This is a genomic window from Chelatococcus sp. KU-N122 (assembly GCF_055391085.1).
On sequence record NZ_AP043981.1, the window covers coordinates 1502493 to 1528815 of the forward strand.

Below are 26323 nucleotides of genomic sequence, written 5' to 3' on the forward strand. Positions count from 1 at the left end.
GAAGCGCGCCGAGCGCCCATCTTCGCCCCGCTCAGACGCAAGCTTCGCAATAATTCATTCGATTGAATTATTTCGTTGGGTGCGCTATTGTTGGTGATGGCGCCCAAGTCCCCTCCTCCCGAATCGCCCGAGGCCGCCGAGCGCGGCGAGGCCACCCGGCAGAAGCTGCTGCTCGCCGCCACCGACGTGTTCGGCCGCGTCGGCTTCGACGGGGCCACCACCCGGGCGCTGGCCGATGCTGCCGGGGTCAACCTGCAGGCGATCCCCTACCATTTCGGCGGCAAGGAAGGCCTCTACATCGCCGCCGCCGAGCACATCGCGGCGCAGATCGCCGCCCACGTCGGTGAGGCGCGCGGCCGCGCCCGCGAGCGCATCGCTGCGGCCGACGGCGACGGGCGGCCCCTCGGCAGGCACGAGGCGCGGGGCCTGCTGACCGACATCCTCCAGACCATGGCGGCGCTGTTCGTCAGTCCGCAGTCGGAAGCCTGGGCCCGCTTCCTCATCCGCGAGCAGATGGCGCCGACGGAGGCGTTCGCGCGCGTCTACGGCGGCCTGATGGAGCCGATGCTGCGCCTCCTCGGACGGCTGGTAGGCACGCTGCTCGACGAGGAGCCGGCGTCCGAGCCCGTGCGCCTGCGGACGCTCTCGCTGCTCGGCAGCGTCATGGTGTTCCGCATGGCGCACGCCGCGGCGCTGCGGCAGCTGGCGTGGACGAGCGTCGGCCAGCGCGAGATCGAGGTGCTGAGGGGCCTGGCCGCAGACCTCGTCGCCGCCCTCGTGCCGCGCGCGGAGGGCGACCCATGAGACGCGCGGCCGCCGTTCTCGTCGCCCTGCTGGCCGCCGCCGCCGCGGCGTGGTGGTTCGACCTGCCCGCGCGCCTCGGCGTCGCCCGCCCGTCCGGCCGGGGGCTGACGCTCTACGGCAACGTCGACATCCGGCAGGTGCAGTTGGGCTTCCGCGTCAGCGGCCGCATCGCCGCCATGGCGGTGGACGAGGGCGACCGGGTGGCGAGCGGACAGGTGCTGGCCCGGCTCGATGCCCAGCCCTACGCCGATGCGGTGCACGCCGCCGAGGCGCAGGTGGCCAACCAGGCGGCGACCCTGGACAAGCTGGTGGCCGGGCCGCGCCCGGCCGAGATCGCCCAGGCCCGGGCGCAACTGGCCGAGCGCACTGCGGACCTGGCGAATGCCGACCAGTCGCTCGACCGCGCGCTGCGGCTGCGCCCGGGCGGCGCCATCTCCCAGGCCGGCGTCGACCAGAGCCAGGCCACCAAGGACATGGCGGCGGCGCGGGTGGCCTCGGCCCGCGAGGCGCTGCGCCTGCTGGAGCAGGGCTCCCGCGCCGAGGACATCGCCGCCGCCCGCGCCAGCCTGCAGGCGGCGCAGGCCAACCTGGCGTCGGCCGGGACCTCGCTCGCCGATGCGGCGCTGCACGCGCCCGCCGCCGGCGTGGTGCTGTCGCGGGTGCGCGAGCCCGGTGCCATCGTCGCCCCCAGCGACACGGTCTACGTCGTCTCGCTGACCGAGCCGGTCTGGGTGCGGACCTACGTCGCCGAGCCCGACCTCGGCCGCATCCACCCCGGCCTGGAGGTGGAGGTGGTGACGGATACCGCGCCGGACCGGCCCTATCGCGGCCGCATCGGCTTCATTTCGCCCGTCGCCGAGTTCACGCCCAAGACGGTGGAGACGCCGGAGCTGCGCACCGATCTCGTCTACCGCCTGCGCATCGTCATCGAAGAGCCCGACGAGGCCCTGCGCCAGGGCATGCCGGTGACCGTGCGCGTCCCCGACGCGAGGGTGCCCGATGGCTGACGGGCCCGAATTCGTCCGTATGACGGACGTCACCAAGCGCTTCGGCAGCGCACCGCCCGCGCTCGACGCGGTCAACGGCGCGATCGGGGGCGGCGAGATCACCGGCCTGGTCGGGCCGGACGGCGCCGGCAAGACGACGCTGATCCGGCTGATGACCGGGCTGATGCGGCCCGACGGCGGCGCGCTCGCCGTGCTCGGCTTCGATACGCAGCGCGAGCCCGCCCGCATCCAGGCCGAGATCGGCTACATGCCGCAGCGCTTCGGCCTCTACGAGGACCTCTCCGTGCGGGAGAACCTCGACCTCTATGCCGACCTGCGCGGCCTGCCCGTCCCCGAGCGCGCCGGCGTCTTCGACGAGCTGCTCGCTTTCACCGACCTGAAGCGCTTCACCGGCCGCCTCGCCGGCCAGCTGTCCGGCGGCATGAAGCAGAAGCTCGGCCTGGCCTGCGCCCTGCTGCGCAAGCCGCGCCTGCTGCTGCTCGACGAGCCCGGCGTCGGTGTCGACCCGATCTCGCGCCGCGACCTGTGGGCCATGGTGCAGGACCTGACGCGGGAGGGCGTCGGCGTCGTCTGGTCGACGGCCTATCTCGACGAGGCCGAGGCCTGCGACCGGGTGCTGCTGCTCGACCGCGGCAAGCTCTTGTTCGCCGGCCCGCCGGCGGAGCTCACCGGCCGGGTCGACGGCCGCGTGGTCAGGCTCACCGGCATCGCCGGGCGCCGCCGGCCGCTGCTGGCGCGGGCGCTGGGGCAGCCGGGCGTGGTCGACGGCGTCATCCAGGGCGAGGCCATCCGCCTGGTGCTGGCCGCCGGCACGCCGGACGCCGGGCCCGTCGACGTCGCCGGCCCCGGCGCGCGTATCGAGCCGGCGCCGCCGCGCTTCGAGGACGCCTTCGTCGACCTGCTCGGCGGCGGCCCGGGCGGCCGCTCGCGGCTCGCCGAGGCAGCCACGCCGCTCGCCGCGGAGGCGGACCATCCGGTGATCGAGGCGCGCGGCCTCACCAAGCGCTTCGGCGACTTCACCGCCGCCGCCGACATCACCTTCGCCATCCCCCGCGGCCAGATCTTTGGGCTGCTCGGCCCCAACGGCGCCGGCAAGTCCACCACCTTCAAGATGCTGTGCGGCCTGCTGAAGCCGAGCGGCGGCGAGGGCCGGGTGGCGGGCTTCGACCTGCGCCGCGACACGGCGGCGGCGCGCGGCCGGCTGGGCTACATGGCCCAAAAATTCTCGCTCTACGGCGACCTGAGCGTGGCCCAGAACCTCGCCTTCTTCGCCGGCGTCTACGGCCTGGCGGGCCGGCGCAAGGCTGACCGCGTCGCGCTGATGACCGACATCTTCGGCTTTGCCGCCCAGCTCGGCCACTCGGCCAAGGACCTGCCGCTCGGCCTGAAACAGCGGCTGGCGCTGGCCTGCGCCGTCATGCACGAGCCCGAGGCCCTCTTCCTTGACGAGCCCACCTCGGGCGTCGACCCCATCACCCGGCGCGAGTTCTGGATCCACATCAACGGGCTGGTGGAGAAGGGCGTCACCGTGCTCGTCACCACCCACTTCATGGACGAGGCCGAATACTGCGACCGCATCTCGCTGATCTACCGCGGCCGCTCCATCGCGCTGGGCTCCCCCGACGAGCTGAAGGCCAGCGTGGCCAACGCCGACAACCCCGACCCGACCATGGAGGACGCCTTCATCGCCCTGGTGCGCCGGTCCGACCTGGCGGAGGCCGCATGAGCACCGCATGGCACCGGCCGTCATGGTCAGAGGCGCGCCGCCGCCCCACACGCGGCGCGTCATGGCCGGGCTTGACCCGGCCATCCATCGACTCAAGCGACGTCAGCCCGCCAGGGCTGGCCGTATGTCGGCTTCCTCGGCGGATGGATGGCCGGGTCAAGCCCGGCCATGACGCTGCAGCCGCAACGCCTTGTCCTGATAGGTCAAAGCAGCTGGACCGCCCCCCACCCCTACCCCTCCCCGCCACGGCTTCGCCGCGGGGCGAGGGAGGCGTCCTTGCTTGCAGCCGCTGGAGATTTAGTGAACCGGCTAATCAAACAGCCTCCCCCTTGCGGGGAGGCTGTCCCGTGCGAAGCGGAAGGGACTGGCGGGGGTGTTGCCTCGACGCCAGCCGAACCAGCCGCCGAGGGCCTGGCGGGGGAAGGCCGCCACCGCCTCAACGCCCCCAGCAAGGCGCCCCCCTATGAGCGCCGCCGACCGCCCATCGCCCGCAGCGCCGGTCTCCGGCCGGGCGCGGCGGTTTGCGGCGCTGGTGCGCAAGGAGAGCCTCCAGATCGTCCGCGACCCCAGCAGCATCCTCATCGCCGTGGTGCTGCCGCTGATCCTGCTGTTCATCTTCGGCTACGGCGTCTCGCTCGACGCCACCCGCACCCGCGTCGGCCTGGTGGTGGAGGCGGCGACGCCCGTCACCCAGGATCTCGCCGCCAGCTTCCAGGCCTCGCGCTACTTCGACGTGGTGCTCGGCCGCGACCGCCGCGCCTTCGAGCAGGACCTGGTGCTCGGCCGCGTGCGCGGCATCGTCGTCATCCCCGCTGCCTTCGCCGGCGACCAGGCCGGCCGCGGGGCGGCGCCGCAGATCCAGGTGATCGTCGACGGCTCCGAGCCCAACACGGCGAGCTTCGTGCAGAACTACGCGCAAGGGGTGGTGGCGACCTGGGTGGCGCAGCGCGGCGCCGACACCATGGCCAAGGCGGCGGCAATCCGGGTGGAGCAGCGCTTCTGGTTCAACCCCGAGCTCGCCAGCCGCAACTTCCTGGTGCCCGGCTCCATCGCCATCGTCATGACCCTGGTCGGCACCCTGCTCACCTCCCTCGTCGTGGCGCGGGAATGGGAGCGCGGCACCATGGAGGCGCTGATGGCGACGCCGGTGACCGCGGCCGAGCTGCTCGCCGGCAAGATCCTGCCCTACTTCGCCCTGGGCCTCGCCTCCATGACGCTCTGCGTGGGCGTCGCCGTCTTCGTCTTCGGCGTGCCGTTCCGCGGCTCCGTCGTCGCGCTCTACGCGCTCGCGGCGAGCTTCCTGATGCCGGCGCTGGGCCAGGGCCTGTTGATCTCGGCGGCGACCAAGAACCAGTTCCTCGCCTCGCAGCTCGCCCTGCTCTCGGCCTTCCTGCCGGCCTTCCTGCTCTCCGGCTTCCTGTTCGAGATCGACTCCATGCCGCGGGCGATCCAGCTGGTGACCTGGATCGTGCCCGCCCGCTACCTCATCCCCAGCCTGCAGAGCGTGTTCCTGGCCGGCGACATCTGGCCGATGTTCCTCACCGCCATCGCCGTGATGCTGGCCATGGGCGCGGTGATGTTCGTGCTCGCCGCGCGCAGCACGCGCAAGCGGATCGGCTGACATGTGGACCCGGCTCGCCGCCCTCATCGTCAAGGAGCTGCTGGCGGTGCTGCGCGACCCCAGGAGCCGCCTGATCCTGGTCGGCCCGCCCATCGTCCAGCTCCTCGTCTTCTCCTACGCCGCGACGCTGGAGGTGAAGAACGTCGACGTGCTCGTGCTCAACCGCGACGCCGGCGCCTGGGGCCAGGAGCTGGTGCAGCGCATCGGCGGCACGCCCACCGTCCGCCGCATCATCCGCGCCGCGAGCCCGGCCGAGCTGCGCGAGGCGATCGACCGGCAGCGGGCGATCGCGGCGGTCCACATCGGCCCCACCTTCTCGCGCGACATCGCCGCGGGCCGGCCCGCCGATTTGCAGATCATCCTCGACGGCCGCCGCTCCAACGCCTCGCAGATCGTTGCCGGCTACCTGAACCAGATCGTCGCCGGCCTCGCCGTCGACATCGCCGCGGGCGCGCCGGCGCGCGCCGCCCCGATCGCCGTGGTGGCGCGCAACTGGTTCAACCCCAACCTGGAGTTCCAGTGGTTCATGGTGCCGAACCTGGTGGCGGCCATCGCGCTGCTGATCGGCCTCGTCGTCACCGCGCTGTCCATCGCCCGCGAGCGCGAGCTCGGCACCTTCGACCAGCTGATGGTGTCGCCGCTCCGGACCCACGAGATCCTCATCGGCAAGGTGATCCCGCCCATGCTGATCGGCGCCTTCCACATCACCGTCTACATCGTGGCGGCGGTGTTCGTGTTCGGCGTGCCGCTGCGCGGCTCGCTCGCCCTGCTCTACGGCAGCGCCGTGGTCTACCTGCTCGCCGTGGTCGGCATCGGCCTGTTCATCTCGGCCCTGGCGGCGACGCAGCAGCAGGCCATCCTCGGCGCCTTCCTGTTCCTGGTGCCGGCCATGCTGCTCTCCGGCTTCGCCACGCCGATCGAGAACATGCCCGACTGGCTGCAGCCGCTGACCGCGGTGAACCCGCTGCGCTATTTCCTGACCATCGTGAAGGGCGTGTTCCTGAAGGACCTGCCGGCGGCCGAGGTCTTTCGCAACACCGTGCCTCTGGCGCTCATCGCCGCGACCGCGCTGAGCGCCGCGGCCTGGCTGTTCCGCAGGAGGCTGGAGTGAGCGGGGCTGCGCCGGTCATCCCGGCGGGTGTTCATGGTGAAGCGGCCGGGGTGAGCGGTGCCAAATCCGATTGGCTCATCCACAGACGGCACGGCGTAGCGCTATCCCGGTGATGGGGTGGCCACCTTTTGCCGCCGGCCGCGCGCCCTGGCCAAGAAGCCAGCGTCGTCGACGCTACGCCGCAACAGCAGTCAGCCGCAAGCCAAGGGCCTTGAGGGCCTTGCTCAACGTCTCGAGCGTCGGGTTCCCGCCCGGGCGGAAAGCCTTGTAGATGGTCTCCCGGCTCAACCCGGTCTCCTTCGCAAAGGCCGTCACGCCGCGTGCCTTGGCGATGTCGCCCAGCGCCGCCGCGAGGAGCGTCGGATCACCGTCATCGAGGACTGCTACAAGGTATAGAGCCTGATCGTCCAGCGTTTTGAGATGGTCCTGGATATCGAAACGAGTCGTTTCCACCTCGATCTCCTTGGATATGCGCTTGGCTTTGTCGATGTCCGCCGGCTGAGCCCGGCTGCCGCTGCGCACAACAGCAGGATCAACTCCGGGCCTCGCCGGACGAAATAAAGACAATAGCTCCAGTCAAACTTGCAAGCGGATTGTTGACAATTCTGTAGACACCTACTCGATAATGTTTGAGTAGCTGGATCGGAGGCCCAAAGGATACAGCTAAAGCGAGATTGAAATCCCCGCTCTCACTTCAATGAGGCCGAAGCACACGTGCTTCGGATCCCCGTCACTTGGCATTGACGGAATATCTAAGTGCGCCCCCGATGGCGTTCGGCCTCCGACCCGGCGAGTAGAACTATATGCGTCGCAGCGCGGCGGCGCAATTCGCTTTCTTAGAGAGAGGGGAATGAAAGGGGGTTTGCTCTCCATTGACTCTAAGGCACGCATCGGCGTAGCTTTTTGCAATTATGGGGGGCGCGATGGATATTCACACACTCAATCAAATGGTGAGCGAAGACGCCGCATTGAGACGGAGGCAGGCGCTCCAACCTTTGGACGGCCAGGGAGGGAAAATTTTCCCGCCCACTTATCCCGCCTCAGACGAAGCGAAGCGAGCCAATCGCAATGCTCCTCCTCGCCACGTCTACGAGCGCCGTCGGCTGAACGGCCAAGATGCTTGGTGCGTACTGCTTGATAGCGTGCAATCGCAGGCTAACCGGCTCGAGGAAGCCCTGCTTGCCGCGATCAGCGACGGCGTTTCCATCCCGCATGTGGTCGTGGATTTCAGCAAGGCGCGCCTCGACGGAGTCACTAGAATCACCTCGCTGGAGGCCCCGCATCGCGTGTATGACGCCATCCTGCGTGATAGCCTTCTTGACGGCCAGCCATTTATGGCGAGTGACGTCGGGCGACGTCTAGCGAAGTCCAAGGCGGAAGACGCAGCAGCTGTTTTAGAGATCTCGCCAACGGCCCTGTTGTTCGGCGCATGGCATTCGACCGGCGAGGGCGGCGGCCTCGGCGCCAAGTTCGCCCGCTGCCTCATATCCGAGATCGTGGCAGTCAATGTCCCCGTGGAAGATACGCTAATAAGCCAACGCACCGGCGAAACCGACATCCAGACATCCGGCCGGCGCACCGGAAGTCGGATCGATCCCTTGGGTGTTCTAAACAAGGTCAGGATTTATCAAGCAAAAGACAATCCCAACGATTGGACGCCGAAGGAGGGCTTGGCCGCGACCAAAGGCGCAAACAAGGAGCCCGTGCTCTATAGTGGTAGAAGTGGCAAAGCAGGGCGAGCATCGCTCATTAACCACGGCAATATCACTCCCTCCGTAACCCCCCTTGGCGTTACCTGCGATCACGCTGAGCACAGCTTCGTGCTGAGCTTCGCGGCTCTGCGCCGGCTGCGGTTCGGTTCGGCGGAGAAGGATATCGCTGGCCGGAGCATGCTGGCCGCCCTCGGGCTTGTCGCCCTCGCCGAGCAGGATGCGCGGGGCTATGCGCTACGCTCGCGCTGCGATCTCGTCTGTGAAGGAAGAGCTCCATTGGAGCTCGTGCACATGGATGGCACAACGAAAATGATACCGCTTGAACGCAGGGATGCCCGTGCTCTTTACGGGCAGGCGTTCGAATCCGCGCGAGCCGCGGGCTTCGCCTTATCTGCTGACCCGCTTCGCCTCACGCCCCAGGACAAACTCGTTGAGATCGTCCGTAGGAGTCAGGAGCTTGCCCTTGCTGGCGCGGGTGGCGAAGAGGAAGGGGCGGACGGCAATGACTCTAGCTCTGGAAATTGAGTATCTTTCCGGCCTTTACTTCGCGGCGATCGGGCCCGACGACCCGGTCGCCGACTGGCCGCCACAGCCAGATCGCATTTTTTCCGCACTTGTCGCCGCTTGGGCTGCGCGGGGACAGAATGACCGGGAAGCGAAGGCGCTTGAGTGGCTTGAGACTTTGCGGCCGCCACGCATATTTGCATCCGACGCCAAGCCTCGTACTGCACCACAAGTCTTTGTGCCGCCAAATGACCACGAAACACCAAAGGGCGATCTGGGCAAACTGAAATGGCATCGAGATTTCCTATCAAAGGGGATCCGGCCTCCTAAGCAGGAGCAAAAGCCTTGGCTGCAGGCATGGAGCGTTATGCCCGATCAAAGGAAGCGATCCGGCCTCAAAGATAGAAACTTTCCGGCCACGCGGCCTCATGATCGAGTCATGAAACTGCTCTGGATTGATGTAGAACCCGAGGAGGGAGCGCTCGAAGCATTGAATTGGTTGGCGCGCGACACAGCCTACATCGGACATTCGGCGAGCCTGACGCGCTGTTGCTTCAGTCGTAGTGACGAGATCACCGCAGCTATACAACCGCGGAACGCTAGGCGGGGCATCTATCCTGGTCGCTTCGCTGAGCTCCGTGCCGCCTTCGACGCCGGCCACCGCCCTGCCCCCGGGAGTCTCCTAAGGCCGATGGCTCATTCCGCCGACGACACGCCCCAGAGCGTGTTCGAGACGCGCTGGCTGCTGCTGGAGCACGACGGCGACGGTCGCCACGACACCATGCCCGACATCCGCGCCGCCGCCATCGTGGCCAAGACGATCCGGGACACGCTGCTCGACGGCTATGGCCGCGCCGGCCTGCACGGCGAGCGCATTCCGGCCGTGGTCAGCGGCCACGCGCCGGACGGCAGCCCGACGCGCGAGCCGCATCTCGCCGTCGTGCCGCTCGCCTTCGCCGGCTTCCCCCACGCCGACGGCCGCGTCCTCGGCTTCGGCCTGGTACCGCCACGCGGCAGCGGGCTCCTCGACGATCCGGATTTCCTGAACGCCATGCGGCAGGTCGCTCCCTTCGACGAGACGGACGAGCGCAGGGTCCTGAGGCTCGCGCCGAAGGCGGGAGCGCCCGGCCCGCGCTTCCGCATCGCGCTCACGCCGACCTTCGCGGCCGAGCGGCGCTCGCTCGATCCGTCGCCCTATACGGCTGCCGCTCGCACCTTTGCGACGGTGACGCCGATCGTGCTCGACCGCCACGTGAGACAGACGGGCGGGGCGCGGATAGACGAGATGATCGCCCAGATCGTCGCCGCCTGCGGCCGCATCGGCCTGCCGGAACCGGAAACGATCGCTGCCGCGGACGGGCCCCCCTGCCCGGCCGTCGTCCCTGACAAGCATTCGGCGATCGCGGGCGCCCCGTCTGCCACTCCCTCGGGCAACGCACCCGGCTGGATGCGCTGGCGCTTGCCGCCGTCGCTGGCGAGCCGGCCGCTCATCCACGCCGTCATCCGGTTCGCCGAGCCCGTGCGCGGGCCGGTGATCCTCGGCGCCGGCCGTTTCGTCGGCCTCGGCCTCTGCCGGGCGATTGACGGCGGGGACGGCTCATGACGGCGCATGAAGCCCGACTGCCGGCCCTGGCGCTGGACGACTTCGCCGCCTTCTTCAGGGAGGTGCACGGCGACGACGTAAGCCCATTTCCGTGGCAGACACGGCTGCTCGAGCGGCTGGCGCGGGATGACGGCACCTGGCCGGACCTGCTGGACCTGCCCACCGGCTCGGGCAAGACCGCGGCGATCGACATCGCCGTCTTCCACCTGGCGCTGGAGGCTGCCGGCGGGCCGGCGCGCCGGGCACCCGTGCGCATCGCCTTCGTGGTCGACCGGCGTCTGGTGGTGGACGACGCCCACGGCCGCGCCAAACGGCTGGCCGAGGCGCTGGCTTCCGACCAAGCGGGCCCCATCACCGCCCGCGTGGCCGCTCGGCTGCGCCATCTCGCCGGCGGCAGCCTGCCGCTCCTGGCCCGCCGCCTGCGCGGCGGCCTGCCGCGCGAGGACGACTGGGCGCGCACACCGGCCCAGCCCACCGTGCTCTGCTCCACCGTCGACCAGGTCGGCTCGCGGCTGCTGTTCCGCGGCTACGGCCTCCCGGACCGGGCCAAGCCGATCCAGGCCGGGCTCATCGGCGCCGACTGCCTGATCCTGCTGGACGAGGCGCATCTAGCCGAGCCGTTCCGGCAGACGCTCATGGCCGTCGAACGCTACCGGAGCGAGGCGTGGCGCCAAAGTCCGGAGGCCGTGAGCCCCTGGCGCTTCGTGCGGCTCTCGGCCACGCCCGGCGAAGATTCGGCCACGCCCGGCGAAGGTGCTGCCGACCCGTTTGGCCTCGTCGCGGCCGACTATGCCGACAAGGAGCTGGCGCGCCGCTGGAGCGCATCGAAGCCGGCCCGCCTCGTCGGGCCCTCGAAGGTGAAGACCGGTAGCGACACGGCAGGCGAGGAGGAGGCAGCTGCGACCGAGGATGCCGACGAAGCCGACCTGGGGCCGCGCATCGCGGCCATCGTCGGTGAAGTGCGCCGGACGCTCGATACGCTGCGCCAGCGCGGCCTCGACGCACCGGCCATCGGCGTCGTGGTCAACCGGGTCGCCCGCGCCCGGCAGGTGTTCGAGCGGCTCGGGCGGGAGCTGCCGGAGGCGAGCTGCACGCTGCTGATCGGGCCGGCCCGGCCGGTGGACCGCGACGAGACCGCGGAGCGCGAGCTGGCGCCGATCCGCACCGGCGGCTCGCGCGCGCTCGCCAAGCCGCTCATCGTCGTCGCCACCCAGTGCCTGGAGGCGGGCGTCGACATCGACTTGGACGGGCTGGTCACCGAGGTGGCGCCGATCGACGCCCTGCGCCAGCGCTTCGGCCGGCTCGGCCGCGCCGGGCGCGGCACGCCGACCGATGCGGCGGTGGTGGCCGCCAAGGCCGATCTCGCGCCGCGGCGGGAGGATCCCGTCTACGGCAAGGCGATCCAGGCGGCCTGGGCCTATCTGACCGCGCATGCCGCCCCGCCCGCAGCCAGGGGTGCCGCGCTCATGCTCGACTTCGGCTTGGCCGCCTTCGCAGCGTTGACGGCGTCTGATCGGGTCCCGCCCGAGGCTTTCTCGGCCAAGCCCAATGCCCCGAAGCTGATGCCCGCCCACCTCGACGAGCTGAGCTGGACCTCGCCAGTGCCTGCACAGGGCCCGGAGGTCGGGCTCTTCCTCCACGGGGCGGGGCGCCAGCCGGCCTCGGTCACCGTCGTCTGGCGCGGCGACATCTTCTGGCCGAGCGCCGTCGAACCGGAGGAGATCCGGCGGCTGCTGCAGCTGGTGCCGCCGCGCGCCGCCGAGACGATCGAGCTGCCGCTGTGGGCCGTGCGCAACTGGCTGGAGCGGCGCGGCAGCGCCTTCGCGCGGCTCGCCGATATCGCCGAGCTGGCGCCGGACGAGGATGACCGGGATGCGCGCCAACAGTCGGCTCGGCCGGTCTTTCGCTGGACTGGAGACGACGACGAGCGCTCGGACTGGGTCTTTCCCGACGCAACAGGACCCGACAATCCGAAAGCGATCCGACCCGGCGACACGCTCGTCGTGCCGGCGAGCTACGGCGGCGCCGACAAGCACGGTTGGAACCCGCGAAGGAGCGCCCCCGTCGTCGACGTGGCGCTGCAGGCGGCACGGCCGTTCGAGGCGCGCCGCTATGCGGTGCGGATCGCGCCCGGGCTGCTCGGCCCCGCCGATGGGGACGAGGCGCCGGACGCTGGCGAGGTGGCGCCCGCCGACCCCGCCGACGAGGAGGCGCGGCGGGAAGCCCTGGCCAACGCCCTGGCGGCAGCCGGCTCGCAGCGCTGGGCCGACATCCGCGACGCGCTCGCGAGCATCGACCTGCCGCCGCACCTCGCCGATGCGCTGCTCAAGCTGGATGGCGCCCCACGCACGCGCAGGAACCGCATCCAGATCTACACGGACATCTACGGGGTCGACACCGCAGGCCGCCCGCGCGGCGTCGTGATCGTCGCGCCGTTGGGCACGTCGCCGAAAGGTGCCGCCGCGCCGCCTGAGACGGGCGAGCCCGGCACGACCGACGATGACGTAGCCGGCTCCATGCCCGGCTATGCGCTGCCGCTCGGCACGCACAACGCTCAGGTGGAAGCAAAGGCCGAGACGTTCGCGCGTCTGGCCGGCCTCTCCGCCGCGCGCATTGCCGACATCAAGCTCGCCGCCGGCCTGCACGACCTCGGCAAGGCGGACCCGCGCTTCCAGGCCCTGCTCGCCTTTGGCGATCCCCTCGGGCGCCGCGGATCGTTCACGAGGGATTCGAGCGCCCTGCTCGCCAAGTCGGCGCGGCGGGCGCCGCGGGGCCATGGCGCGCGGGTCGGCCTGCCGCCGCGCTGGCGCCACGAAGCGCTCTCGGTGCGGCTGGCACCACTCCACACGCGCTTCCGCGAGGCAGAGGATTCCGAGCTGGTGCTCTGGCTGATCGGCAGCCATCACGGCTACGGACGGCCCCTCTTTCCGCACGGCGATCCTGACGACGCCATGCCGCGCCTCGGCCTGCCGCTGCTGGACGGAACCGGCACGGAGCTCGTCGATCTCCCGCCGGGGCCGGGGCCGCAATCGTTGGCCTTCGACTACGGCGGGCTCGACTGGACCAGCCTCTTCGAACGGCTCAAGGCCCGCTACGGCGTGTGGGAGCTGGCGCATTTCGAGGCCATCCTGCGCCTCGCCGATCATCGTGCTTCGCAAGTTGCCGCGGAGCAGGCGTCACGACAGGAGAGCACGGCCGATGACCAAGCCGCCTGACGACGCCGCGGCGCGCCGGCGCCTGGACGGGCTCGAGCCCGACAACCTCCTGGCGTTCCTCGCCCTCCTCGGCCTGCTACGGGCGCTCGAAGCAGAGGACGCCGCACGGCCGGATGACGAGAAGCTGCGCCCGCGCGCCTGCTGGGACATCGACAGGCCGCCGCTGCGGCCGGTGCTGGTGCTGAAGCGAGCCCTGACGGCGGCTGAGACCGCCGAAGCGGCGGCCGCCGGCCTTGAGATCCTGGCACGAGACCACGCCTTCGACGGCAGGCTCGACCTCGACTTCAACCGCCAGGACGCCGCGCGGATGTTGGCCGAGGCCGCCGAGACGGCCAAGGCCGGCACGCGCGGCCGGGCCGATCTGCTGAGCGCGCTGATGAGCGATGCGGCCATCAAGGACGAGAAGACGGAGGCCATCGACCCCACGCCGCTGTGCCTGCTCTTCGGCCAAGGGCACCAGCACTTCCTCGACCGGCTCGCGGCCGTGCCGTCGCTCGCAGCGCCACCACAACGCGGCCGCGGCAAGCAGGCAGTCACCCTCTCGGCGGCGGACTGCTTGGCCGAGGCCCTGTTCGCGCCCTGGCGCCGCGTGGACCCCACCTTCTCGTTCCGCTTCGATCCCGACGAGGACGTGCGCTACGCCCTGATGGCCGGCGATCCGACCGACGCCGCCTACAAGAGCGGCACCCAGCACGGCGCCAACCGGCTGGCGGCGGTGGGGCTCGCCGCCCTCACGCTGGCGCCGCAGACGCGGGCCGGGCGAGTGCGGCCGGCGGTTATCGGCGGCCAATCCGGACGCGGCGGCTTTTCGCTCGCCTGGCCGATCTGGCGCGAGCCCGCGAGCCTCGCAGCCATCCGCGCCCTGCTGGCCCACCCCGACCTGCGCGAGCCCGGCGGCCTCGCCCATCTCGGCGTCGACCACGTGCTCGTCGCCAGGCGCATCTCGGTCGGCAAGTTCATGAACTTCACGCGCGGGCGGCCGGTGGAGGCCTGATCCGCATCCGATGCCGAGCTGCCTGCCTTGGACAGCGGCAACACCGCCGATGCGGCGGCAAGGCGTCATCCCCTGGCGAACCGAGGCGAACCGGATAGACTGCGCCGGCCGGCTGCGAGCGCTGTGGCGCGAGCGATTCGTGCGGCACCGCTCGCAGGCCGCTAAAACGTTGATTTTTCTTTGCTGTTTGATATCGTGAATGGTGCCGGTTGCCAGTGCGGGAGGCATCGCACGAGCTCCGCTGGGGACCCCTCGCAAAGCAGCGCGCAAGCGCTTGCAGGGTTTTGCGAATTGCAGGAGCCCCTCATCTCCGGCTGAACGGCCGGAGCCTCATTGAAGCGACGAATGGTGCCCTGCCCTCGCCACCTACATGATGGCTCATCTCCGGCTGAACGGCCGGAGCCTCATTGAAGCTTGTAGGTCCGCGTGAAGTACGGCGAGGCGAAGGACGGTCTCATCTCCGGCTGAACGGCCGGAGCCTCATTGAAGCGGCCCTCAATGCTGCACCCAGGTTCCTCCGCACCAGCTCATCTCCGGCTGAACGGCCGGAGCCTCATTGAAGCCACCTCGAGGAAGTAGACGGCGCCTCCCGGCCCCACGACTCATCTCCGGCTGAACGGCCGGAGCCTCATTGAAGCGACCATGAGAACGGGATCGAGATCCCGGCCATGGTGCTCTCATCTCCGGCTGAACGGCCGGAGCCTCATTGAAGCCCCGCCTTGACGTGCTGCCGCAAGACCTTCTCGTCCACTCATCTCCGGCTGAACGGCCGGAGCCTCATTGAAGCCCCAACAGCGTGATGCCGGCCGAGCCCGTCGAACCCTCATCTCCGGCTGAACGGCCGGAGCCTCATTGAAGCGCCTGCTTCGATGCAGCGCTGTCATAGGCCTGCTGCCTCATCTCCGGCTGAACGGCCGGAGCCTCATTGAAGCGCGTCGGAGACGTCGAAGCTCGCCTACCGCCACATCCTCATCTCCGGCTGAACGGCCGGAGCCTCATTGAAGCTCCAGCGGGCCGGTAGAGGCCTCTACGCGAGCGAGCTCATCTCCGGCTGAACGGCCGGAGCCTCATTGAAGCGCCATCATCGGCGCGTTCAAGATCCAGGTCGGCGGCACTCATCTCCGGCTGAACGGCCGGAGCCTCATTGAAGCGGGCCGAAATTCTCAAGGTCCGTCTCGGCCTTCTGGAGCTCATCTCCGGCTGAACGGCCGGAGCCTCATTGAAGCGTCGTTTGGCCGGTCGCAGCCGCGGCGGTTTCTGTCCTCATCTCCGGCTGAACGGCGGGAGCCTCATTGAAGCGCCACCAGGGCGGCCCGGCGCTGCTCCTCCGTCTGCCTCATCTCCGGCCGAACGGCCGGAGCCTCATTGAAGCCTCATCGCTGCATGCTCCAATGCTTCAGGGGAAATTGAGCTCATCTCCGGCTGAACGGCCGGAGCTTCATTGAAGCAGCATGCCGTCCAGTTTGCCCGTGTTGCACGAGCTATCTCATCTCCGGCTGAACGGCCGGAGCCTCATTGAAGCCAGGTCTACCGGCCCGACCAGTTCGTGACCGAGCGCCTCATCTCCGGCCGTTCAGCCGGAGCCTCATTGAAGCGGCAGCCTGCCTTGAAAGGCCTCGCGTCACCTGTCATATGCAGAAGCGACAGGTGACGTATGGAGGCTCCCATGGCGGCCGCAGTTCAAAAAGCCGTCCCGGATGCAGGCCCGCGCGACCTGCTGAAGGTCACCGAGCTGCTCGGTGGGGTGCGCGTGCTGTCGCATCGCGTCACCAGCGCGCTCGACGCCCACGAGCTGCTGCAGCGGGGGCTGCCGGCGTCGGCGCTGGACCATCTGGTCGGCCGGTTGCTCGTCCTGAGCAAGACCGACTCGCTCGAGAAGGCCGTCGGCATGAGCCTACGGACGTATCAGCGCCGCAAGGACGCCCCGTCGGCGCCCCTCAGCCGGGAGCAGAGCGGGCGGGCCTGGAAGTTCGCCGAGATTCTTGCCAGGGCGACCGATGTGCTCGGCTCTCAGGAGGAGGCCGAGCAGTGGCTGGAGCGCCCGGCGATCGGGCTCGACCAGCGCAGGCCGATCGATCTTCTGTCGACGCCCGCCGGGGTCGAGCTGGTTGAAGACTACCTCGAACGGCTCGAATACGGCGTCTATGCATGACGCCGCTGCCGGCGGCGCTCGGCGGCGGCGAGCTCCTCGCCTGGCGTCTCGATCAGGCAGCCTTCGCGCCCACCTGGGACAGCGGGGAAGGGGCTTATCGGGTCGGCGGGCGATGGAACGGCAGAGGCGTACGCGCCGTCTATTGCTCGCTCGACCCCTCGACCGCGATCATCGAGGTGGCCGTCCACAAGGGCTTCAAGGCGCTCGATACGATTTCGCACGTGATGACGGCCGCAATGGTGACCGACGTCTCCGATGTCCGCGTCGTCACGCCGGCCGACGTTCCCAACCCCAACTGGCTGCGGCCGGGCATTCCGAGCGCCGGTCAGCAGGCATTCGGCGACGATCTCCTGCGCCGCCATCGCTTCGTGGTCATACCGAGCGCCGTCTCGTCCCATAGCTGGAACCTGATCTTCCTCGCCAGCCGGGCGGCCGGCGCCTATGCGCTCGAATTGCAGGAGGCCTTTGCGCTGGACACGCGCCTGCACCCGCTGGCGTGAACCGAGGGCACCTACCCGCTCGACAGCAGCGCGTCCGCCGGCAAGGCGGCGATGGGCCGTGATGCGCTACGACCTCTGGCAAAGCAGCGGGAAGCGCATAAACTGCGCCGGGCGGCCGCGAGCGCTGCGGTGCGCGCGATTCGCCCGGGAGCGCTCGCAGCGCGCCAACGCATTGATTTTTATATGCTGTTTGATATCGTGAAGACCGGAGATGAGCTCTGCAAAGGCCATCGGGCCGGCACTGCCGAGGACCGCTCGCGATGCGCCTGGCAACCGCCTGTCGGATCTGTCGAATCGCCAGGGGCGTCATCTTCGGCTGATCAGCCGGAGCCTCATTGAAGCCCGCAAGATTGTCTCAGCTCGGTTCGACGGGTCAGGGCTCATCTTCGGCTGATCAGCCGGAGCCTCATTGAAGCCTCGTCGCGCACGGCGATGAGCAGGATCTCGTGCAGGTCATCTTCGGCTGATCAGCCGGAGCCTCATTGAAGCTACGCGCAGGTGGGAGGCGCCGATGCCTGAGTTCACGGTCATCTTCGGCTGATCAGCCGGAGCCTCATTGAAGTCCGCCCCACATGAGGAAGGCGAGCGCAGCCTTGAGAAGTCATCTCCGGCTAATCAGCCCGAATCTCATCGAAACGCCTCAGCAACCGCATCGGTCGCGCCCTCTCGAATACTTCGCTTAACGTCACCTCCCCTTCCCAACCACAGAGGACATCCATTGACCCTCATCACACGCGCGGCCGGGCTGCTCGCCCTGGCCGTCATCCCGTGCGGCCTGCTGCCGGCCGCGGTCCGCGCCGCCGACAGCTCGGACCGGATCGCCGGCGCCGTGGAGCGTGCGGTCCGCCCGCTCATGGCGACCTACGGCGTGCCCGGGATGGCCGTGGCCGTGACGGTCGACGGCCGGCGCCAGGTCTTCAACTACGGCGTCGCCGCGACCGAGAGCAACACGCCGGTGACGAACGAGACGCTGTTCGAGATCGGCTCCGTCAGCAAGGCGTTCACCGCGACCCTGGCCAGCTATGCGCAAGTCCGCGGCAAGCTTTCGCTGGATGATCACCCCGGCCGATACATGCCGCAGCTGCGCGGGAGCGCCATCGATGCGGCGAGCCTGCTCAATCTCGGCACCTATACGGCCGGCGGGCTGCCGCTGCAGTTTCCCGGCGCCGTCACCAGCAACGCCAAGATGATCGCCTATCTGCAGCAGTGGAAGCCCGCCGCCGCACCGGGCGCGCAGCGGCGCTACTCCAACCCCAGCCTCGGCCTGTTCGGCCACGTCACCGCGCTGGCGATGAACGGCACCTTCGCCGACCTGGTCGAGGGCGAGCTGTTCCCCAAGCTCGGCCTGAGCCGCAGCTACATCCGGGTGCCCGCCGCGGAGATGAGCCGCTATGCCTGGGGCTACGACGGCGCGGGCAAGCCGGTACGGGTGCCGCCGGGCGTCTTCGCCGCGGAAACCTACGGCGTCAAAACCTCGGCCGCCGATCTCATCCGCTTCGTCGAGGCCAACATCCGGCCCGAGACGCTGGAGGCACCGATGCGGACAGCGGTCGAAGCCACCCACGTCGGATACTTCCGGATCGACGGGATGGTGCAGGGCCTGGGCTGGGAGCAATACCCCTATCCCGTCACGCTGGAGCGGCTGCTCGCCGGCAACTCCACCTCGATGATCAGAGAGCCCAACGCCGCCACGCGGCTGGCGCCGCCGCAGGCGCCCGCGGGGCCGACGTTGTTCAACAAGACCGGCTCGACGAAGGGCTTCGGCGCCTACGTTGCGTTCGTGCCCGAGAAGAAGATCGGCATCGTCATGCTGGCCAACAAGAATATCCCCATCCCGGCGCGCATCACGGCCGCGCACGCCGTGCTCGAGCAGCTCGCCGCGGACGTGCGCTAGTGCGCTAGAGCATTTCGCAATTGGATGAGATCATCCAATTGCAGAGAAATGCTCATAACTTTCTGAATCTGGAGCGCTTTTCTGCGATTGGGTGATTCCACCCAATCGCAAAGCGCTCTAGTGTGGCGAATCCGAAATTCGCACCACCTCGGGGCATCGTTCGGAGCGAATTTCGGATTCCTAAGCCACACTAGCAACTCTATGATTCTAGTGTGGTTTAATGGATCTGAAGGTCCTGAACGTGGATGCCATGTGGGGAGCAGGAACTTCAGATCCACCACACTAGTCCCTGGCGCGCGGCAAGCCGGCCCTTGCGGGCTGCCATCAGGCCAACGTAGCCGGCATCCGCCGGATGACGCGCGAGCGGTGCGGCGCGACCGATTCGTGCGGCACCTCTCGCGGAACGATAAGTCGTTGATTCTTATTGGCTGTTTGATATCCTGAATCCTACTGATGCGCCGCTCGGCCACGATCCGGCGGGTGGTGCAGAGGACCCCTCGCAAGAGGCCGCGAAAGCGCTTGTCGGCGTTGACAAATTTCGGCAGGCTCTCTTCTCCAGCTGATCGGCTGGAGCCTCATTGAAGCCACAGGGTCACCAGCCGGCTCACCCGCTGGTCCACCACCTCTTCTCCAGCTGATCGGCTGGAGCCTCATTGAAGCTGGCCACGTCGAGGTAATGACGATCGAAGTCCGCGTCGTCTCTTCTCCAGCTGATCGGCTGGAGCCTCATTGAAGCGAGTACAACGGCAGCTACTGGAACTTCAACGCGGACCTCTTCTCCAGCTGATCGGCTGGAGCCTCATTGAAGCCTCGGACACCGTGACCATACGACTATCGTGAGCGCTCGACTCTTCTCCAGCTGATCGGCTGGAGCCTCATTGAAGCTTGAAGTACGCGGCGGTCCCATACTCGTGGATCGGCTGCTCTTCTCCAGCTGATCGGCTGGAGCCTCATTGAAGCGCCGTGCTGGCCGCGCTGACGGATGCGCCGGCGCTGATCTCCGCTCTTCTCCAGCTGATCGGCTGGAGCCTCATTGAAGCGCCGTCGGCTGACCGCCCATGCCATCGGGCACTTCGTCTCTTCTCCAGCTGATCGGCTGGAGCCTCATTGAAGCATCGCGCTCGAATACGCCGCGGTCGTCCGAGCCCGCTCTTCTCCAGCTGATCGGCTGGAGCCTCATTGAAGCGGGGCCTGACCTGATGAGCATGCCCGCCCTCACCGTCTTCTCTTCTCCAGCTGATCGGCTGGAGCCTCATTGAAGCACGAGCTGCGCACGAAGAACCCGAAGGATTATCATGGGCGCCGCTCTTCTCCAGCTGATCGGCTGGAGCCTCATTGAAGCGGCGGCGCCGGGACGACCGGGCTCGTCGCCGATCGGCTTGGTCTCTCTTCTCCAGCTGATCGGCTGGAGCCTCATTGAAGCAGCCAGTCGACGATTACCTGCATATGGACTCTGGTGCTCTTCTCCAGCTGATCGGCTGGAGCCTCATTGAAGCGCCCGCTGGTTCGACCGGGCCATCTGGATCGTTTCCCTCTTCTCCAGCTGATCGGCTGGAGCCTCATTGAAGCCTCGGCATGACCGTTGAGCAGGTGGAGAACACCTACGGTCCTCTTCTCCAGCTGATCGGCTGGAGCCTCATTGAAGCGGGAATCGGCACGGTCAGCAGATCGCGGCCGAGCTTGCTCTTCTCCAGCTGATCGGCTGGAGCCTCATTGAAGCCAGCCCCACGCCGATCGGCGCGGGATCACCGTGGCCGACTCTTCTCCAGCTGATCGGCTGGAGCCTCATTGAAGCACCGCCTCCCTGGTCGAGGGCGCGGCGGCCGGCGGGGCTCTTCTCCAGCTGATCGGCTGGAGCCTCATTGAAGCGGGGGATCGAAAAGCACCACGGGCGGGTGGTCCTCGCTCATCTCCAGCCGATCGGCTGGAGCCTCATTGAAGCCGCTTGGCATCGGGCGCTCCGACGGCTTCGCGGGTTCGCGCGCTCATCTCCGGCTGAACCGCCGGAGCCTCATTGAAGCAATCTCGCCCACACGATCCCGCTCATCGCGGTGTGTCGGCCCCCCGGCGATGGCGCCGGCCTCGTGGCGCTGGCCGCCCCCTCGCGCATCGGTTAGCCGACCACAATATTACCACTTGCGGTAGCATACCCTCATGCGCCATGTTCAGCTCACGCTGGGGCGAAGGGGGACAGCATGGCCGACGCGCGCAAGGTCGCCAGCCGCCGGGCCGGGACTGCCGGACCACCACTCACGCCTCGTCGCGCCGGGGCTAGGCCATGACGGCCTCCGATACGGCCGACACCGGCCGCGCCGAGCGCGCCGGCCCGCGCCAGGGCGAGCTCGGCCTGTTCGCGCCGCCGGCCGGCGAGGACGAGATCCTGGCGCCGGCGCGCATGGTCAACGAATGGGTGTACTGCCCACGCCTGGCGGTGCTGGAGTGGAGCCGCGGCGAATGGGCCGGCAACGCCGACACCGCCGCCGGCCGGCGCGCCCACGCGGCGACGGAGCGCGGCCCGGCGCCCGCCCTGCCCGCGCCCGCGGCCCTCGCCGACAAGGCCCTCAAGACGCGCCGGCTGCTGCTCGCCTCCGAACGGCTCGGCCTCACCGCCGAGCTCGATGTCATCGAGGCCGAGGACGGCCGCGTCGTGCCCGTCGACATCAAGACCGGCAAGCGCCCGCACGTGGCCGAGGGCGCCTACCTGCCCGAGCGCGTGCAGGTGTGCGTGCAGGCGCTGCTGCTGCGCGAGGCCGGCTACGCCTGCGAGGAGGGCGCGCTGTGGTTCGCCGACAGCCGCGAGCGCGTGCGCGTGGAGCTCACCGAGGAGCTGATCGCCACCACCTTGCGCGCCGCCTCCGAGCTGCGCCTCACGGTGGCCAGCGGCCGCCTGCCGCCGCCGCTCGATCATTCGCCCAAGTGCGTGCGCTGCTCGCTGCTGCCGATCTGCCTGCCCGACGAGGTCAACTGGTTCCGCCGCGGCGCCATCCCGCGCACGCCGCCGCCGGCCGCCTCGCCGGCCCTGCCGCTCTACGTGCAGGTGCCCGGCGCCCGCATCACCAAGAAGGACTTCACCCTCGTCGTCCAGGTGGAGGGCGAAGCGGATCGCGCCGTCCCCTTCGACGAGGTGTCCGAGGTGGTGATCGCCGGGCCGGTCTCGCTCACCACGCCGGCCATCCACGAGCTGCTGCGCCGGGACGTATCGGTGGCCTGGATGTCCTCCGGCTTCTGGTTCCTCGGCTCGACCGGCGGCCAAGGGCCCAGAAGTGCTGCCGTGCGCACGGCGCAATATGCCTTCGCCGGCGACGACGGCCGCCGGCTCGCCTTCGCCCGCGAGCTGGTGGCGGCCAAGATCCGCAATTCGCGCACCCTGCTGCGCCGCAACTGGCGCGGCGACGAGGCCGAGCGCGGCCCGGCGCTGGCGCGCCTCGCCCTCCTGGCCGATCGCACGCCCGACGCCGAGACCACGGCCACCCTGCTCGGCCTCGAGGGCGAGGCGGCGGCGATCTATTTTCGAGCGCTGCCGCACCTGTTCACCGAGGCGGTCGCGGCGTTTCCCGCCTTCGCCTTCGAGCGGCGCAACCGCCGGCCACCGGCGGACCCGGTGAATGCCTGCCTGTCGCTCGCCTATGCGCTGCTCACCCGCACCTTCGCCTCGGCCGCCGCCATCGTGGGCCTCGACCCGTGGAAGGGTGTCTACCACACCGAGCGCCCGGGACGCCCGGCGCTGGCGCTCGACCTCATCGAGCCGTTCCGGCCGCTGCTGGCCGATTCCGCCATGCTGATGGCCCTCAACAACGGCGAGCTCGGCCCCGACGATTTCATCTTCGCCGCCGGCGGCTGCAACCTGAAGCCGAAGGCCCGGCGCGTCCTGGTCTCCGCCTACGAGCGCCGGCTCGACCAGGAGACCACGCATCCGGTGTTCGGCTACCAGATCTCCATGCGCCGGCTGATCCAGGTGCAGGCCCGCCTGTTCGCCCGCTTCGTCGCGGGCGAGATCCCGCGCTACCCGCACTACATGCCGCGCTGAGGGAAGCCATGGCGCGCCGCTCCAACGCCGAGCATGCCTACGTCGTCGCCTACGACATCTCCGATCCGAAGCGCTGGCGGCGCGTGTTCAAGGTGATGAAGGGCTATGGCCGCTGGCTGCAGCTCTCGATCTTCCACTGCCGCCTCGACGGCGGCCGCCGCGCCGAGATGGCCTCGGCCCTGGAATCGCTCATCGATCGCGGCGCCGACCACGTGGTCATCCTCGATCTCGGCCCGGCCGAGGACGTGGAATTCGCGGTCGAGAGCCTCGGCAAGAGCTTTCAGCCGATCGAGCGGCAGGCGACGGTAATCTGACGGGCCCGCCGCGCCGCGCCCGCCGGCTATTCGTCCGCGGCGTCGCCGTAGCGCCGGCTGACGTAGCGCGCGAGCCCGAACAGGACGATCAGCGCCACGCCGGCGCCGGCCATGCCGACGAGCAGCAGCGTCCAGTTGCTGACGTCGCTGAAGCCGAAACGCGTCAGTATGAAATCGGACATCTGCCACCTCTGGAGCCTGCCCCGCCAGATGGGATCGGCTGATCGGGACATGCTCCCATGTCCCGGGTCGGAAGCGCCTCTTTGCCGTCGAGGCAGCCCCCTCGCACGGGAAGCGCTCCGCGGCCGCAGATACCATGGGCGCGCCGAACATGCAGCGCCCTGATCGCCCGGCTCCCATGCGGCGGCCGCGGCAGCATGGCCGGCTACGCCCTTTCGGGGCCCCCCTCCGCCAAAAGCGGTGCCCCTCCGCCGATCTTGGGCGGTGCCACGACACCACCTAGCTCGATTGCGCGCGGCCTGCGGGGGGCGCGGCGATGCTAGCGTCCAAGCTGGGATGCGACGCTTGCTGTCCGGCGGCCCCGCCGGGCGCCCGGGCGGGGGCGCGTCCATCAGCCATCGGCCCGGGATCGGCATGCTCGTCAACGTTCAAGTGCTGCGCTTCGTCGCGGCGACCCTGGTGGTGTGGGTGCACGCGCAGGAACTGGTCGGCGGCGACACGCTGCCGGCATGGACGCGGCAGCTGGGCCACAGCGGCGTGGATCTGTTCTTCGTGATCAGCGGCTTCATCATGGTCCGCACCACGCAGGGCAAGGACATCCGGCCGCTCGACTTCCTGAAGCGACGGATCCGGCGGATCGTGCCGCTCTACTACGTCTTCACGCTGCTCACCTTCGCCGTCGCCCTGGCCTGGCCCAGCCTGCTGAAGAGCACGGCGGTGGATGTCGGCCAGCTCCTCAAGTCGCTGGCGTTCATCCCGTTCGAGAAGACGCCCGACCGCCTGTATCCGGTCTATTACCTCGGCTGGACGCTGAACTTCGAGATGTTCTTCTACGCCGCCTACGCGGCGTCGCTGGCGCTGCCCAAGCGCGCCAGCGTGCCGGTCCTGGTCGCCGCGCTCGTCGTCCTCGCTGTCGCCGGCACGGGCCTCACGCGCATCGCCGACGCCGGCGCCGTGGTGTTCTTCTACACCAGGCCGATCATGCTCGACTTTGCCCTGGGCATGCTGATCGCCACCTGGATGCCGTCGGCGCGGCAGCCGTCGCATCCGGGACGCTGGTGGGCCTGCCTGGCCGCCGGCCTCGCCTGGCTCGTCCTCGGCACCGCGGTCGTCCCCATCGGCAGCGGCCCGACGTCGCCCACCACCGACACCTTCCTGAGCTTCGGCCTGGCCTCCGGACTGATCGTGGCCGGGGCGGTGGGCCTGGAGCGGGCGGGCGTGGCGATCGGCAGCGACGCCATGCGGCGCGGCGGCGACGCCAGCTATTCGATCTACCTGGCGCACTACTACCTGGTCGGCATCGTCATCGCCGTCGCCAACCGCCTGCAATGGGGCGACGCCATCCGCCTCGGCCTGCTGCCGCTCGCCGTCGCGGCCGCGGTCCTCACCGGCTTCGTCGTCTACCACCTGGTGGAGCGGCCGCTGGCCGGCGACCGCAGCGCCCTGCGCCGCCTGGGCAGCCTGCTGCGGCCCGCGGCCGCCTAGAGCATTTCGCCATTGGATGGACCCATCCAATGGCGAAGAAATGCTCAGAATCTTTTGAAACTGGAGCGCTGCCCGGTGATCTCGACGGGTTCTCTTGGCCGCCAACGGTGCAGCCGCACGCTTCAGCGCCGCGGATCCCACGCGTCTCCTCCGCGTCAAGCCCGGGCTTGACAGCGAGGGAGATGGATCGTGGCGGGCCAAGCCCAGTCATGGTGAGTGACCGCGGGGCCAGCCAGGGCGCGGCGCTGCCCGATCGGGACCGGCTGCAGCTCTTTGACTCCGCTGCCGGCATGGCCGGTCGGCGGCGGTCGCCATTCTCCTGCTGCCCTCATTTAGAGCATAATCTTCCACGAAGCATGGGCTGTGGCATGGAACATGCTCGGCTCAGCCGAGTCGGCCCGTGTCGATTCGTCCATGGAGATTGGCTCGCCCCGGATCCGGGCGGAACCGCAGGTAGCGTGACATGAGACAGCCGCCGAGCGGCGACAAGCGTCCGATCCTGATCGTCCTTCACCAGGAAGCCTCCACCCCCGGCCGCGTCGGCCGCATGCTCGTCGACCGCGGCCACCCGCTCGACATCCGCCGCCCGCGCTACGGCGACAAGCTGCCGGAAACGCTGGCATTGCATGGCGGCGTCGTGATCTTCGGCGGCCCGATGAGCGCCAACGACAACGACGACTGGCTGCGGCGCGAGACCGGCTGGATCGGCGTGGCGCTCGCCGAGCGCAAGCCTTTCCTCGGCCTGTGCCTGGGGGCGCAGATGCTGGTGCGTCACCTGGGCGGCCGCGTCGGCACGCACCCGGACGGGCGCGCCGAGGTGGGCTACTACCCGATCCGGCCGACGGCCGCGGGCCATGCCTTCGCCGGCGAATCGGGCGCGCCGTGGCCATCGCATGTCTACCACTGGCACCGCGAGGGCTTCGACACGCCGTGCGGCGCCGTCGCCCTGGCGGAGGGCGACGATTTTCCGGTGCAGGCCATCCGCTCAGGCCCCAACGCCTTCGGCTTCCAGTTCCACCCGGAGGTGACCCACGCCATGGTCTACCGCTGGACGACGCGGGGCGCCGCCCGCATGGACCTGCCCGGCGCCCAGGCCGCGGCGCTGCACCACCAGGGCCGCTTCATGTACGACGGCGCCGTCGCCCTGTGGCTGTCCGCCTTCCTGGACTACTGGCTGGCGTCGGACGCCCTGAGCGAGACGCCCATTATCGGCGCGCGGCTGGCGGCGGAGTAGACGGCAGCCCCCATGCTGCGCCCCCTCCACCATGCTGCGCATGGTCCCCCTCCCCCGCTTCGCGGGTGAGGATCATGCGGCGCGACCTGTTCCTCACCCGCGCAGCGGGGGAGGGGGAACGCCGAAGGCGGTGGAGGGGGCGGCGCTCCTGCTTCAAGAGTTAAGGGGCGGTTCGGCCGCTCTACCCTTTCAGAACGCCTGCCTAAGCCGCAGCCGCTTGGCGCCCGCCGCAACGCGACG

18 protein-coding genes and 2 CRISPR repeat arrays are annotated in these 26323 nt (G+C 69.3%); of the genes, 16 read left to right on the plus strand and 2 right to left on the minus strand.

Features of this window, described 5'->3' with window-relative positions:
- The first annotated feature begins 96 nt into the window (after positions 1–96).
- The 5 genes from ACZ5PO_RS06720 to ACZ5PO_RS06740 all read left to right on the plus strand — a co-directional run bounded on the left by ACZ5PO_RS06720 (position 97) and on the right by ACZ5PO_RS06740 (position 6269).
- Entirely contained in the window at positions 97–804 is a 708-nt protein-coding gene (locus ACZ5PO_RS06720) for a CerR family C-terminal domain-containing protein (protein ID WP_464191551.1), read from the plus strand.
- Entirely contained in the window at positions 801–1811 is a 1011-nt protein-coding gene (gene hlyD / locus ACZ5PO_RS06725; protein ID WP_464191553.1) for a secretion protein HlyD, read from the plus strand. Before ACZ5PO_RS06720 ends, hlyD begins: the two co-directional genes overlap by 4 nt.
- Positions 1804–3537 (plus strand): ATP-binding cassette domain-containing protein, encoded by a 1734-nt coding sequence (locus ACZ5PO_RS06730; protein ID WP_464191555.1) that lies wholly within the window; start codon positions 1804–1806, stop codon positions 3535–3537. The genes hlyD and ACZ5PO_RS06730 overlap by 8 nt, the downstream gene beginning before the upstream one ends.
- A gap of 463 nt (positions 3538–4000) precedes the next feature.
- Positions 4001–5158, plus strand: coding sequence for an ABC transporter permease (locus ACZ5PO_RS06735; RefSeq protein ID WP_464191557.1), 1158 nt, complete (start codon positions 4001–4003; stop codon positions 5156–5158).
- Between the two features lies 1 nt (position 5159).
- The gene (locus ACZ5PO_RS06740) at positions 5160–6269 is read left to right on the plus strand and encodes an ABC transporter permease (RefSeq protein ID WP_464191559.1); all 1110 of its coding nucleotides are present in this window, start codon (positions 5160–5162) and stop codon (positions 6267–6269) included.
- A gap of 174 nt (positions 6270–6443) precedes the next feature.
- Here ACZ5PO_RS06740 and ACZ5PO_RS06745 read toward each other — a convergent pair whose 3' ends face one another.
- Positions 6444–6791 (minus strand): addiction module antidote protein, encoded by a 348-nt coding sequence (locus ACZ5PO_RS06745; protein ID WP_464191561.1) that lies wholly within the window; start codon positions 6789–6791, stop codon positions 6444–6446.
- A gap of 401 nt (positions 6792–7192) precedes the next feature.
- Here ACZ5PO_RS06745 and cas7g point away from each other — a divergent pair, with 401 nt between their 5' ends.
- The 9 genes from cas7g to cas2 all read left to right on the plus strand — a co-directional run bounded on the left by cas7g (position 7193) and on the right by cas2 (position 23184).
- Positions 7193–8506, plus strand: a complete 1314-nt coding sequence (cas7g, locus tag ACZ5PO_RS06750) for a type I-G CRISPR-associated RAMP protein Csb1/Cas7g (protein WP_464191564.1) — start codon at positions 7193–7195, stop codon at positions 8504–8506.
- Positions 8484–10088, plus strand: coding sequence for a type I-G CRISPR-associated protein Csb2 (gene csb2, locus ACZ5PO_RS06755; protein WP_464196718.1), 1605 nt, complete (start codon positions 8484–8486; stop codon positions 10086–10088). The genes cas7g and csb2 overlap by 23 nt, the downstream gene beginning before the upstream one ends.
- Positions 10085–13303, plus strand: a complete 3219-nt coding sequence (cas3g, locus tag ACZ5PO_RS06760) for a type I-G CRISPR-associated helicase/endonuclease Cas3g (RefSeq protein ID WP_464191566.1) — start codon at positions 10085–10087, stop codon at positions 13301–13303. Before csb2 ends, cas3g begins: the two co-directional genes overlap by 4 nt.
- On the plus strand, positions 13287–14297 hold the full coding sequence (locus ACZ5PO_RS06765) for a type I-G CRISPR-associated protein, Cas3-extension family (protein WP_464191568.1): 1011 nt from the start codon (positions 13287–13289) through the stop codon (positions 14295–14297). Before cas3g ends, ACZ5PO_RS06765 begins: the two co-directional genes overlap by 17 nt.
- 303 nt (positions 14298–14600) lie before the next feature.
- A CRISPR array of direct repeats spans positions 14601–15892; the repeat unit is 37 nt; unit sequence CTCATCTCCGGCTGAACGGCCGGAGCCTCATTGAAGC.
- 71 nt (positions 15893–15963) lie between these two features.
- On the plus strand, positions 15964–16449 hold the full coding sequence (gene parS / locus ACZ5PO_RS06770) for a type II RES/Xre toxin-antitoxin system antitoxin (protein ID WP_464191571.1): 486 nt from the start codon (positions 15964–15966) through the stop codon (positions 16447–16449).
- Positions 16446–16949, plus strand: a complete 504-nt coding sequence (locus ACZ5PO_RS06775) for an RES family NAD+ phosphorylase (RefSeq protein ID WP_464191573.1) — start codon at positions 16446–16448, stop codon at positions 16947–16949. Before parS ends, ACZ5PO_RS06775 begins: the two co-directional genes overlap by 4 nt.
- Positions 16950–17676: 727 nt before the next feature.
- Positions 17677–18843 carry a class C beta-lactamase gene (gene ampC, locus ACZ5PO_RS06780; protein WP_464196720.1) on the plus strand — a complete coding sequence of 389 codons (1167 nt, stop codon included), beginning with the start codon at positions 17677–17679 and terminating at the stop codon, positions 18841–18843.
- A gap of 548 nt (positions 18844–19391) precedes the next feature.
- Positions 19392–20864: a CRISPR direct-repeat array (repeat unit 37 nt; unit sequence CTCTTCTCCAGCTGATCGGCTGGAGCCTCATTGAAGC).
- A gap of 257 nt (positions 20865–21121) precedes the next feature.
- Positions 21122–22870 carry a CRISPR-associated endonuclease Cas4g/Cas1g gene (gene cas4g/cas1g / locus ACZ5PO_RS06785; protein WP_464191575.1) on the plus strand — a complete coding sequence of 583 codons (1749 nt, stop codon included), beginning with the start codon at positions 21122–21124 and terminating at the stop codon, positions 22868–22870.
- Positions 22871–22878: 8 nt separating this feature from the next.
- The gene (gene cas2 / locus ACZ5PO_RS06790; protein ID WP_464191577.1) at positions 22879–23184 is read left to right on the plus strand and encodes a CRISPR-associated endonuclease Cas2; all 306 of its coding nucleotides are present in this window, start codon (positions 22879–22881) and stop codon (positions 23182–23184) included.
- A gap of 26 nt (positions 23185–23210) precedes the next feature.
- Here cas2 and ACZ5PO_RS06795 read toward each other — a convergent pair whose 3' ends face one another.
- Positions 23211–23366: a hypothetical protein gene (locus ACZ5PO_RS06795; RefSeq protein ID WP_464191579.1), complete on the minus strand. Its 156-nt coding sequence runs from the start codon at positions 23364–23366 to the stop codon at positions 23211–23213.
- 412 nt (positions 23367–23778) lie between these two features.
- Between ACZ5PO_RS06795 and ACZ5PO_RS06800 the strand changes: the two genes are divergently transcribed.
- Together ACZ5PO_RS06800 and ACZ5PO_RS06805 are read left to right on the plus strand one after the other, a co-directional pair.
- Complete coding sequence (locus ACZ5PO_RS06800; RefSeq protein WP_464191581.1) at positions 23779–24849, plus strand: acyltransferase family protein; 1071 nt, start codon at positions 23779–23781, stop codon at positions 24847–24849.
- A 463-nt stretch (positions 24850–25312) separates the two neighbouring features.
- Positions 25313–26083 (plus strand): glutamine amidotransferase, encoded by a 771-nt coding sequence (locus ACZ5PO_RS06805; protein WP_464191584.1) that lies wholly within the window; start codon positions 25313–25315, stop codon positions 26081–26083.
- Positions 26084–26323 lie beyond the last annotated feature (240 nt).